This is a genomic window from Amycolatopsis pithecellobii, from assembly GCF_009707865.1.
Classification (GTDB): Bacteria; Actinomycetota; Actinomycetes; order Mycobacteriales; family Pseudonocardiaceae; genus Amycolatopsis_E; species Amycolatopsis_E pithecellobii.
Genome location: NZ_WMBA01000013.1, coordinates 87,052 through 98,624 on the forward strand (window position 1 = coordinate 87,052; position 11,573 = coordinate 98,624).

Here is an 11,573-nt window from a genome sequence, read left to right on the forward strand (position 1 = left end):
ATCATGAGCAGGATCGACTGGCGTGGTGCGCATGTCGTGGCCCGGCGCCGTCCGGTGCTGGCGGGCGCGGTCGGGCTGATGACCGGGGTGATCGACGTCGGCGACGTGCGCGTCCGCGCATCATGAGGTGGCCGCGGGAGTCGCTGCTGCTGGTGGCGGTGACGCTGTTGCTGGCGGCGGGCGGGGCAGCGTGGCCATTTGCGGCGTTCGCCGCTCACGTCCTGTGGGCCGTCGCGGACGTCACGGCCCTGGTGCCGACCCTGGTGTGGGTTGTCGCGGATTTGCGTCGTCACCGCTGGGGTGCCGATCTGCTGGCGGTCCTTGCCCTGGCGAGCACGCTTGCGGTGGGCGAGTTCCTCGCGGGCGCGATCATCGCGGTCATGGTCGCGACCGGGCGGCTGCTGGAGGCGGCCGCGCAGCGTCGCGCCGGACGCGACTTGTCGGCGCTGCTCGAACGGGCGCCCAGCAAGGCCCACGTGTACAGCGACGGCCGGATCGAGGCCGTCGAGGTGGGGCAGGTGGGCGCGGGTGACCGGATTGTGGTGCTGCCCGGCGAGATCGTGCCCGTGGACGGGCTGTTGATCGGCGAGGGCCAGTTCGACGAATCGGCGCTGACCGGGGAGTCCGCGGCCGTCGAACGGCATGCGGGGGAACGGGTGCGCAGCGGCGTGGTCAACATGGGAGCCGCGCTGGATGTGGAAGCCACTGCCACGGCCGAGGCCAGCACGTACGCCGGTGTGGTGCGTCTGGCTGAGCAGGCCGCCGCGGGCAGTGCGCCGGTCGCGCGGCTGGCCGACCGCATCGCGGCCTGGTTCTTGCCCGCCGCACTCCTGATCGCGGGCGTCGCCTGGGCCTTGACGGGCGACCCGGACCGGGCCGTCGCCGTGCTGGTGACCGCCACCCCCTGCCCGCTGCTGCTTGCCGTCCCGGTCGCGGTGACCGGCGGGATGTCCCGTACCTCGCGCTCGGGCGTCGTCGTCAAGGGCGGTGCCGCACTCGAACTGCTGGGCCGCGCCCGCACCCTGGCGATGGACAAGACCGGCACCGTCACCGAGGGCAGGCCGGAGGTCTTCGACGTGCTGTGCGCACCGGGAACGACGGTGGAAGACGCGCTCGCCGCGGCCGCCGCCGTGGAGCAGTATTCGCCGCATGTGCTCGCCGGCGCTGTCCTGCGCGCGGCACGCCGGGCCCGGATCACTCTGCCTGGTGCCGGGTCGGTCGGTGAGGAACCGGGGCGCGGCGCGACGGGTGTTGTCGACGGCCGCGAGGTGCGCGTGGGCCGGCTGTCTGCCGGCGCTGTCGTGCCGGACTGGGTCGCCGGCGCCACGCGGCGGGGCCGGCTGGATCTCGCGTCGATCGTCTGGGTACAGCGCGAGGGCAGGCCGATCGCGGCGTTGCTGGTGCGGGACCGGATCCGTGCGGACGCCTCCCGCACGATGCGGCGCCTGCGTGCCTCCGGGCTTCGCAAGGTGGTGCTGCTGACCGGCGACCGGGTCGACAACGCCACCGAGGTCGCGGACCTGATCGGGGTCGACGAGGTGCAGGCCGAGGCCACCCCGGCGGACAAGATCGAACGGGTGCGCGCTGAACAGCGGAGTGACGTCACGGTGATGGTGGGCGACGGGGTCAACGACGCGCCGGCCCTCGCGGCCGCCGACGTGGGTATCGCGCTGGGATCGCGGGGGTCGACCGCGGCGGCACAGGCGGGTGACGCGGTGATCCTGGACGACCGGATCGACCGGCTCGCCGATGCGGTCGAGATCGCCCGCCGTGCGCACCGCATCGCCGTGCAGAGCGCCGGGATCGGCACGGTGCTGTCGCTGTGCGCGATGACGGCTGCGGCGCTGGGGTGGCTGGTTCCGGTGATCGGCGCGGTGGTGCAGGAGGCGATCGATGTCGCGGTGATCCTCAACGCGCTGCGTGCGCTCCGTCGCCACCGGCCATCGTCGAGCGTGGATCCGCTCCTGCGGCGTTTCTCTCGCGAGCATGAGGAACTCATGCCCGCGCGTGCCGCGGTGCGGCAGGCCGCTGACGCGCTCACGGGTGGGGCGAGCCTGGCCGCCGACGCCGCGGTCCGGCGCGCGTACCGGCTGCTGACCGAACGCGTGCTGCCCCACGAACTGGCGGAAGAGACCGAACTGTACCCGGCGCTCGGTGTCGTGCTGGGCAGTGCGGAAGGGACGGTCACGATGAGCCGGGAACATGCCGAGATCCAGCGACTGATCCGCCGTCTCGGCAGGCATCTGAGCGAGTCCCCGGACACCATCCAGCCGGACCAGGTCGACGATCTCCGGGCGACCCTCTACGGTCTCGACGCGATCCTGACCCTGCATTTCGCGCAGGAGGAAGAGGCGTACTTCACCCTCGCCACCGGCTAAGAGTCCGGGACTGCTGACGGCACCGAGTTCCGCTTGACCGCCTGCAACCTGACCTGCTCGGCGAGCCACGCGATGTCGCGTTCGATGGTGTCGGCGAGCAGGTGCGCCTGCGGCGCGCTGTCGAGATCCGCGGTCACGCCGAACGACATGCGCTCGCCGTAGCTGAGCACGGCGACGCCGGTGCGAAGCCGCAATGCGATCGGCACGTAGGGGTAGAGTTCCTCGATCTCCCGGCTCAGCACGGCGAGCCGGTGCCGCGGTCCGGGCACGTTCGTGGCGACGGTGACAATGCTGCGCTGTGGCAGCTTCGCCCCGGCCCGCACCGCCCACGCGATCGGCGCGAACGGCCCGTGCTGCGCCGACGTGGTGACCGCGAGCCCCGCCTGCGCCTCCTTGCGCCCCTTGAGCTCGGCGACCCGCTCGTGCACCGCCACCAGCCGCCGCATCGGATCGGCAAGGTCCACCGGCAGCAGCGGCAGCATCAGCGATATCTGGTTGTCCATTGTGGTCGCTCCGGCGCCGGCCCGGACCGACACCGGCACGAGGGCCCGGAGCGTGTCGGGTGCGGGTTTCTCCCCACGGGTGAGCAGCACCTCGCGGAACGCGCCGCTCATGGCCGCGAGCACGACATCGTTCACCGTCACACCGAAGGTCTTGGCGATCGCGACGATCTCCGGAAGGGACACGTGCGCGAGCTCGTATCGCCGTTGCCTGCCGATCGGGCCGGACAGGGACGATGGGGTGACCGGGATGAGCGCCGGCGCCAGCGCACCGAGGCCACGCACCGCCTCGGCGGCACGCCGGGCCAGTTTGCGGGGCGCGAGCAGACCGCCCGCCATGAGCCCCAGCTCGCTAAGCGGACCGGTCACCAGCCCGCGCAGTGACCGCATCAGCAGCTGTGCGGCGCTGGGCTCGGGTTCGGGTTCGCCGGGTGGCGGCGCGGTCTCGTGCTCCCGGAAGAACACGTCGTGCAGGCGATTACCCGAGACGCCATCCGTCATGCAGTGGTGCACTTTCGACACGATCGCCCAGCGGCCGCCCTCGAGCCCCTCGACCACCCAGCATTCCCAGAGCGGCCGGCTGCGGTCCAGACGTTCGGACATGATCAGCGCGATCAGGTCGCACAACGCGTCCTCGTCACCTGGTGCAGGCAACGCGAGGCGGTGGAAATGACGGGCGGGATCGAATGTCGTGGCGTCGACCCAGACGGGCGGGCCGAGGTCGAAGGGCACGTGCCGGACCTTCTGCCGCCAGCGGGGAACCAACGGCAGCAGCGCGGTGAACGCGGCGACCAACTCGTCGTGCGCGGGCACGGGACCACGGACGACCGCGATCGAGCCGATCGCGAGCGCGGCAGCCGGATCCTCGTCCTCGATCTCCAGGAACGCGGCATCGAGTGGACTCAGCCGTTCCATCGGTCCTCCTCAGTGCGCGATGTCGACCACGCCGCCCGGCACCGGGAGCGGCCGGCCGGACGCCTCGGCGGCGCCCGGGCTAAGCACGACGGCCGCGGTGGCGACTCTCAACGCGATACGCATGGCGGGTCTCCTTGCCGGCGTCTTCAGTGGGCCGGGACGTGCACGATTTCGGCGCGGAGGGCGGCCTTGACGAGGCTCCCGTCGACGGTTTCGAGCTCCATCAGCTGGCCGGCCAGCCGGTCCAGTGCGTCGCGGTGCTCGCCGAGTGTCCGCACCGCGTGTTCCTCGGCCTCCCGCAGCAGACGGGCAACCTCCTGGTCCACCAGCCGCTGTGTCGCCTCGGAGTAGCGGTGTGCCGCGGCGGCGGGTGTTCCCGGCAGGTAGGCGGGCTCGGCCGCCGGGTAGCCGACCGGGCCGAGCGCGGGGGAGAGCCCGAACTCGGTGACCATCTTGGTGGCGACTTCGGTGGCGCCGGAGAGGTCGTTGGCGGCGCCGGTGGATCCTTGGCCGAACACGACGAGTTCGGCGGCGCGGCCGCCGAGCCGGACGGCGAGCATGTCGCGCAGGTATGCCTCGCTGTAGAGGTGCCGCTCGGCTTCGGGTAATTGTTCGGTGGCGCCGAGCGCCAGGCCGGCGGGAAGGATGGTGACCCGGTCCACGGGGTCGGCGTGCTCGCACAGTGCGGCCATGAGCGCGTGCCCGGATTCGTGCACCGCCACCGAGTGGCGTTCCTCGGGCAGCAGTGCGTTGGAGGTTTCGCGGCGGCCGAGCAGTATTCGGTCCCTGGCGGCGTCGAGGTCGGCGGCGGTGATCGTGGTGCGGTCGTCGCGGACGGCGTTGATCGCGCCCTCGTTGCCGAGGTTGGCCAGGTCCGCGCCCGAGAATCCAGGCGTGGCACGGGAAATCCGCACCAGGTCGACGTCTGGTGCGAGGTGTTTGCCCGCCGTGTGGACCTCGAGGATCGCCTCGCGTTCGGCCTGGTTCGGCAGGGGCACCGTAACCTGGCGGTCGAAGCGACCGGGCCGCAGCAGTGCGGCGTCGAGTGTCTCGGGCCGGTTCGTGGCGGCGAGCACGACGATCCCGCTGCTCTGGTCGAAGCCGTCCAGTTCGGACAACAACTGGTTCAGCGTCTGCTCGCGCTCGTCGTTGCCACCGGCGTTACCCGGCCCGCGGCGGCTGCCCACCGCGTCGATCTCGTCGATGAAAATGATCGACGGCGCGCGGTCGCGGGCCTCGGTGAACAGGTCCCGCACGCGCGAGGCGCCGACACCGACGAACATCTCGACGAACGCCGATCCGGTCACCGACAGGAACGGCACACTGGCCTCTCCGGCCACTGCGCGGGCCAGCAGTGTCTTTCCGGTGCCCGGCGGGCCGACCATGATGACCCCGCGCGGCCCCTTCGCGCCGGCGGCGGCATAGCGGCCCGGGTCGCGCAGGAAGTCCACGACCTCCATGACCTCGCGCTTGACGCCTTCGTAGCCGGCCACATCGGCGAACCGGGTGGTCGGTCGTTCGGCTTCGATGATCTTGGCTTTCGAGCGCCCGAACCCGCCGAGGCCGCCGGCCAGTGAGCGCTGGGCGTTGCGGCCGGTCCAGGCGAGGAATCCGATGATCAGCACCACGGGGAGCAGGAAGATCAGGATGCTCGACCACGACGTGCCCGACGAGCTGACTTTCCCGGTGATCTGCACGTTCTTGGCGCGCAGCTGCTGGTCCAGCTGGGCGTCGCCCAGCGCCGTGGGGACCTGGCTGGTGAACTCGGAGCCGTCCCGCAAGGTGCCGGTCAGCGAGCCCTTGTCATCGATCTCCACCGACTTGACCTGTCCGGCGTCCACTTTGGTCAGGAGGTCGCTGTAGGACACCGCCGCGGTGCTGGTCGTGCCGGACAGGATGGTGGGCAGGAACAGCAGCGCCATCGTGGCCAGCAGCGCCAGCGGCATGAGCCAGGCACGCCAGCCCGGCGGTTTCGGCGGCTCGGGCTTGGGCACCGGATCCGGCGGCGGCCCTGGTTTCGCCGTACGTGACATGACGAGCGTCCTTCCCGCACCTGGGCAACTGGCTACAGACAACTGTGCGCGCGACGGTGGTCGCGACCGTCAAAAGTCCTCAGCGGCGATGCCCGAAGGCCCTGCTCGACCGGCCGTGCCCGCTCTAGCGTCGGCCGGGACGAAACTCAGGAGGTGGTTATGCGCACGCTCACCGTCGGTGCCGTGATGACCCGGGACTTGTGCACGGTCGCGCCGGTCACGGAGTTCAAGGACATCGCCGCGCTGCTGACTCGCGAAGCGATCAGTGCCGTGCCGGTCGTGGACGCCGAGGGGACGCTTCGGGGCGTCGTATCGGAGGCCGATCTGCTCCCCAAAGAGGAATACGTCGGTGCTCCGCACCGGCCGTCCCGGTTCTCCCGGAAACGGGCACACAAGGCAGACGCTTTGCGGGCCCGGGACCTGATGACGGCGCCGGTCTGGACCGTCGACATCGGCACGCCGCTTCCGGACGTTGCGCGCGAGCTCGTGCGCGGGGGCATGCGCCGGCTGTTCGTCCTGGACGAGGGAAAGCTCGTTGGCGTCGTCGCGCGCCGAGACCTGCTCGGTGTGTTTCTGCGCCCGGACCAAGACCTGTGCGAGGAGATCCGCAGCGAGGTGTTCGAACGCGCGCTGCTCGCGGATCCCGGCTGCTACAGCGTCACCGTCGCGAGCGGCGTGGTGACCTTGCTCGGCCGGCTCGAACGCCGCAGTGCGGTGACCGCCGCCGGTGAGCTGGCCGCACTCGTGCCCGGCGTCGTCGATATCTGCAACCGCCTCGACTACGTCTGGGACGACGAGCGCGCCTAGGTTCAGGAAAGGCCGAGTGGTTCCAGCACATCGGCCAGGTCGCGGCGCGGGGTCGCCGGCAGCGGGTCGGCGTTGATCGGTGCCCACCCGATGCGCAGCACCATCTGTGGATACGTGCCCTCGCTGACCTTGTCGCGCACGGTCTCCCGCGTACCGGCGATCTCGAGTGGTTCGGTGAGCGGGCAGCTGGCCAGGCCGAGTGCGGTCGCGGTGAGCAGAGCGGCGCTGGTCGCCTCCCCGGCGCGCAGGCGGGACATCCGGTCGTCCGATGTGGTGCCGAGGACGATCAGCACGGTCTCGTCGTCCTCGCCGCGGGCACCCTCGGGCTGCGTCAGTCGGGGGTCGGCGAACGGGCGGCCGGGTAGTGCGCCCGGGGTGGGATCGGGTGCCGGAGCGTTACGGCTGGGCACCCCTTCGGACGAGGCACGCCTGCCGCTCCAAGCCGCCAGTTCGGTGCGGTAGGCCGGGTCGGCGGCGTGCTGGCGGGCGGCTTCGAAGATCGCGCGAGCGAGGTGGTAGCGCGCTGTCCCGTCGGCGCGGCGCAGCAGGGTTCCCTCGTGCGCCGCCCGGCGAGCCATCAGCTCGATGTGCTCGGCCGGTACGGGCCACGAGCTGTGCCGTCGCCGGTCGGTCCGGCGCCGCGGAATCGCCGCGGCGAGCTCGATCTCCTCCGGCGCCGGCTCATGCCGGTGCAGTTCGACCGCCGCCAGATGATCCGGCTCGGCCGGGTTGGGCAGCCGGTGTACCTGCGCCCGCCAGCCCAGTGCGGCGAACCCGACGCGCAGGTGGTGCAGTGCCGCGCCGCAGCTCATCAGCAGATCCCGCCCGTCAGGATCGGTTTCGGTCAGGTGGCGGCCCGGATCGGCGTAGAGGTGCACCGTGCGATCACCGATGCGCCACCGCCATGGCTGCGAGTTGTGCACCGACGGCGCCCGGACGGCGAGCGCGACCGCCGCATCGACGGTGAGGTCGTCGGGGAGTCCACGGTCCATGGCAAACCTGCCTTGCGAAGCGTTGGTTGACGACCCCGAATCTGGCACTCGGGTGGTCACCGTGAGCAGAGCCGGAATACCCGAACACCAGGGACCTTCGTTCTAGTGCGGTTGCGCGACCAGCGCCCACGCCAGCATTAGCCCGCCCGAATTGGTGGCCAGGTGCACCAGCATCGGTGCGAGGAGGCCGCGACCGGTGTAGCGCCACCAGCACAGGAACACGCCGGCGCCGGCGGCGGCAAGCATCGCCAGCAGCGACACGACCGGCAGTGGGAAGCCGCCGAATGTCGCGCCCACGGCCGCGTTCTCGGTCAGGGCGAGCGACGGCAGCAGATGCCACAGCCCGAACAACGCGGACGCGCCGAGCACGGGCCACCAGCGCCAGCGCTCGCCCGCGCCCAGCAGCGCCGGAAGCACGCCCCGGAACGCGATCTCCTCCAGCAGCACGGTGCCCAACGGAATCCGCACGAGAGCGAGCAGGAGCAGCTGACCGAATCCGGGCGAGCCGATCCGGCCGTCGTGGAACAGCACGCGCAGCGGCGGAATCGCAATAGCCGCACCGAAAGCGATCAGCACCACCGCGAAACCGCCGAGTCCGAACCGCAGTGCGCGGCGGGCGTGCCGGCGGTCCAGACCGATTTCGGCCCAGCGCAGGCCGGAGAGCCGCGCGAGGGTCAGCAATGCGACGGCGGTGACGGTGCCGCAGACGGGATAGGCCCAGCCGGGAAGAACCCGGTTGGCCAGCACGGTCGCCGCGGCGAGCAGCAGCACCGCAGCGAGCACAGCGAGGGCACGACGCCGGAAACTGAGGACTTCCGGCCGTGGCAGAGCAATGGTGGCGAGGGACATCGTGACGCCATTGTGCCCGCGGAAAGGGAAAGCGGCGATGACGATCACCGAGCGCGAACCGTATGTGGACTTCCTGCGCGCGGTGAGCCTGCTTGTCGTCGTGGTGTGGCACTGGGCGTTCACCATCCTGTATTGGACGCCGGCCGGCCCGCAGCCCACGAACCCGCTGGGTTTCTTCAGTGGACTGTGGATCTTCACGTGGTTGCTGCAGGTGCTGCCGGTGTTCTTCTATGTCGGCGGATACGTGCATCTGGCGTCCTGGCACCAGGCCCGTGCGCGTGGTGACCGGATGCGGCACTACGTCTGGCGTCACGTGAAACAGCTGCTGTTGCCTGCCTGCGGGCTGATCCTGACCTGGGCCGTGCTGGGGCTTGTGCTTGCGACGGTCTTCGATCCGCGCTGGATCCGCAGCACCGTGTTGCTGATCATCAGTCCACTGTGGTTCCTCGCGGTCTATCTCGGTTTGCTGGTCCTGCTGCCGGTGATGTCGTGGCTGCACGAACGATTCGACGTGCTCGTGCTGGTATGGCTCGGCGGGATCGCGATGCTCGTCGACGTGCTGCGGCTGCGTTACGGCTACGAGTGGGTGGGCTGGATCAACATGGCGGCTGTGTGGGGCCTGGCGTATCAGGCCGGGTTCTTCTACCGCCGGATCGTTGACGCGCCGCGGCGGGTGGACCTCGCGTTGCTGTGGGCGGGCCTGTTCGCATTGATGGGCCTGGTGTTCTCCGGGCTGTATCCCGGCTCGATGGTGGGAGTACCGGGTCAGCGCCTGTCGAACATGGCGCCGCCGACGTTCGTCATCGTGGCGCTGCTGACCTTCCAGATCGGCGTCGCCGAAGTCCTGCGCCCGGCGGTCGAGCGCAGGTTGACCCGGCCGCGCTGGCAGCGCGCGACCGGCGTGCTCACCCGGTTCGCCCTGCCGCTGTTCCTGTTTCACACCACCGGCATGGCTCTCGCGCGGGCGGTCGTGTACTTCGCGTACGACCGGCACATCTCCGACGACCGGGCGCCGGACTGGATCTGGTGGGCCGAACGCCCGCTGGCGGTACTGGGGCCGCTGCTGTTCACCATCCCGGTAATCGCGATCTTCGGACGGCGGTGGACCCGGCGCACCGGGGCACCGAAATAGCCGCACTCGGTCCACCGCCGAATCTGCTGAGGCAGCGTGGCGGCCCGCCTCCACGGCATCCAAGGTCTGATCGACTTCCCGGCTTCAGGAGCCGAGCATGTCCAACGCCTTGCGCAGCCGGGCGGCTGCCTCCTCGGCGACCGGAGCAAATCCAGGTTCGCCGGTGGCCTCCACCATGATCTCCGGGTCGAGCGCCTCCACCAATGTGGCGTCGTCGTCTTCACGCACGACGACGTTGCATGGCAGGAGCAGCCCGATCCGGCGGTCGACGCCGAGGGCACGGTGCGCGAGCGGCGGGCTGCACGCGCCGAGGATGAGGTAGCGCTCCATCTGCTCGCCGAGTTTTTCGCGCAACGTGGCCTGCACGTCGATCTCGGTCAGCACACCGAATCCCTGCTCCTTGAGTGCCGCGCGGATGCGCCCGACCGTCTCCTCGAAGGGCAGGTTCAAGCGCACCGTGATACCGATATTCATCGAATAATCCCTTCCTCTGGCGGGAATCTGCTGGTGACAACCCGAACTTCGCACATGATGGACGAAAGTCCATCTTGAAGGGCCGTTGCTCCCCTGTCCGCGGAGCCCGTCCGCGGGGACCCTCGTGGTGGTAATGATCGCTCGGACAGCGGCGGACGAGTAGGTGGCATATCGATGCTGACACGGCCAGCGGCTGAGGTGGCTGCGACTCGGGAGCGTGCGCGGCAGCGTGGCGTGATGCTGGCGCTGGCGACGGTGGGGTTCGCGGTGAATTTCTGGGCGTGGGCGCTGCTGAGCCCGCTGGGGCCGCTGTTGAAGGATGCGCTGGCACTTGACGCGTTTTCCCAGGCTTTGGTGGTCGCGGTTCCCGTCGTGGTCGGCTCGGTGGGGCGGATCCCGGTGGGCGCATTGAGCGACCGGTACGGGGGACGCGTGATGTTCCCGGTGATCTCGGCAACGACGATCGTGCCGGTGCTCTATCTCGGTCTGGTAGGCCATTCGTCGCTGGCGTCGTTGCTGGTCGGTGGGTTCGTGCTGGGCATGGGTGGTACGGCGTTCGCGGTCGGGGTGCCGTTCGTGTCCGCGTGGTTCCCGCCGCGGCGTCGTGGGCTGGCGATCGGGATCTTCGGCGCGGGCATGGGAGGTACCGCGATCAGTGCCTTGACCACGGTGAACCTGGTCAAGGCATGGACCTTCGCGGCGCCCTTCGTGGTGACAGCGGTAGTGCTCGCGCTGTATGCGGTCGTGGCGGCGCTCGTGTTGCGGGACGCGCCCGGTCGCGCGGTTCCCCGGTATTCACTGGGCCGGCGTCTGCGCGCTGTGGCGCAGTTGCCGATTACCTGGCAGGCGTCGGCGTTATATGCCGTCGCATTCGGTGGATACGTCGCGTTTTCGGTGTACCTGCCGGCATACCTGAAGACGGCCTATGGGCTGGCACAGACGGATGCGGCGAACCGGATGGCCGGGTTCGTGCTGTTGGCGGTGCTGCTGCGGCCAGTAGGTGGCTGGCTTTCGGACCGGTTCGGGCCCGTCCGGGTACTGGCCGGGGCATTGGCCGTGGTTACTGCCGGAGCCGCGGTGCAGGCGGGCACACCCGCGTTGATGCCATGGGCGACGGTGGCGTTCCTGGCAATGGCGGCGGCGCTGGGCGCGGCCAGCGGTGCCGTGTTCGCGCTGGTGGCGCTGCTTGCGCCGGCGGACAAGGTCGGTTCGGTCACGGGGGTCGTGGGCGCGGCCGGCGGGCTCGGCGGGTTTGTGCCGCCGCTGGTCATGGGCGCCCTCTACAGCGCGTTCTCGTCCTACGCGCTTGGCCTGGCGGCGCTCGCGCTCGTGGCTGCGGCGGCGATGCTGTTCACGGTGACCGGTGTCCGGCACGTGACCCGGGTGCGCGAGGGAGTCGTGTGATGTGCGAGTACTGCGGCTGCCAGTCGTGAGCCGTAGGGCCCTGCGGGTGCCGGCCTGGGCTGTTAACGTCGTAGCCGCTCTCGCGATCA

At 70.3% G+C, this 11,573-nt stretch carries 10 protein-coding genes; 5 read left to right on the forward strand and 5 right to left on the reverse strand.

The annotated features are described in order from the left end of the window. Nucleotides 1-3 precede the first annotated feature (3 nt). Both GKO32_RS39725 and GKO32_RS11520 read left to right on the forward strand, forming a co-directional pair. The gene (locus GKO32_RS39725) at nt 4-126 is read left to right on the forward strand and encodes a hypothetical protein (protein ID WP_281353818.1); all 123 of its coding nucleotides are present in this window, start codon (nt 4-6) and stop codon (nt 124-126) included. Further along, complete coding sequence (locus GKO32_RS11520) at nt 123-2,378, forward strand: heavy metal translocating P-type ATPase (protein WP_154756820.1); 2,256 nt, start codon at nt 123-125, stop codon at nt 2,376-2,378. Before GKO32_RS39725 ends, GKO32_RS11520 begins: the two co-directional genes overlap by 4 nt. Here GKO32_RS11520 and GKO32_RS11525 read toward each other — a convergent pair. After that, on the reverse strand, nt 2,375-3,793 hold the full coding sequence (locus GKO32_RS11525; RefSeq protein WP_154756821.1) for a wax ester/triacylglycerol synthase family O-acyltransferase: 1,419 nt from the start codon (nt 3,791-3,793) through the stop codon (nt 2,375-2,377). The two genes, GKO32_RS11520 and GKO32_RS11525, sit on opposite strands and share 4 nt — an antisense overlap. Before the next feature lie 146 nt (nt 3,794-3,939). Further along, nucleotides 3,940-5,826: an ATP-dependent zinc metalloprotease FtsH gene (ftsH, locus tag GKO32_RS11530; protein ID WP_154756822.1), complete on the reverse strand. Its 1,887-nt coding sequence runs from the start codon at nt 5,824-5,826 to the stop codon at nt 3,940-3,942. A 159-nt stretch (nt 5,827-5,985) separates the two neighbouring features. Between ftsH and GKO32_RS11535 the strand changes: the two genes are divergently transcribed. Beyond that, nucleotides 5,986-6,633 (forward strand): CBS domain-containing protein, encoded by a 648-nt coding sequence (locus GKO32_RS11535; RefSeq protein WP_166459495.1) that lies wholly within the window; start codon nt 5,986-5,988, stop codon nt 6,631-6,633. A 2-nt stretch (nt 6,634-6,635) separates the two neighbouring features. Here the strand turns inward: GKO32_RS11535 and GKO32_RS11540 are convergent, their stop codons facing one another. Both GKO32_RS11540 and GKO32_RS11545 read right to left on the reverse strand, forming a co-directional pair. Further along, complete coding sequence (locus GKO32_RS11540) at nt 6,636-7,625, reverse strand: Acg family FMN-binding oxidoreductase (RefSeq protein WP_154756823.1); 990 nt, start codon at nt 7,623-7,625, stop codon at nt 6,636-6,638. Between the two features lie 102 nt (nt 7,626-7,727). After that, the gene (locus GKO32_RS11545; protein ID WP_154756859.1) at nt 7,728-8,474 is read right to left on the reverse strand and encodes a CPBP family intramembrane glutamic endopeptidase; all 747 of its coding nucleotides are present in this window, start codon (nt 8,472-8,474) and stop codon (nt 7,728-7,730) included. A gap of 37 nt (nt 8,475-8,511) precedes the next feature. Here GKO32_RS11545 and GKO32_RS11550 point away from each other — a divergent pair, with 37 nt between their 5' ends. Next, a complete protein-coding gene (locus tag GKO32_RS11550) occupies nt 8,512-9,606 on the forward strand; it encodes an acyltransferase family protein (RefSeq protein WP_154756824.1) in 1,095 nt (364 codons plus the stop codon). An 84-nt stretch (nt 9,607-9,690) separates the two neighbouring features. On the opposite strand, the gene GKO32_RS11555 is transcribed toward GKO32_RS11550, so the two are convergent. After that, a complete protein-coding gene (locus tag GKO32_RS11555) occupies nt 9,691-10,080 on the reverse strand; it encodes a DUF302 domain-containing protein (RefSeq protein ID WP_154756825.1) in 390 nt (129 codons plus the stop codon). Between the two features lie 174 nt (nt 10,081-10,254). Here GKO32_RS11555 and GKO32_RS11560 point away from each other — a divergent pair, with 174 nt between their 5' ends. Further along, entirely contained in the window at nt 10,255-11,484 is a 1,230-nt protein-coding gene (locus GKO32_RS11560; protein ID WP_246243486.1) for an MFS transporter, read from the forward strand. Nucleotides 11,485-11,573: the final 89 nt, after the last annotated feature.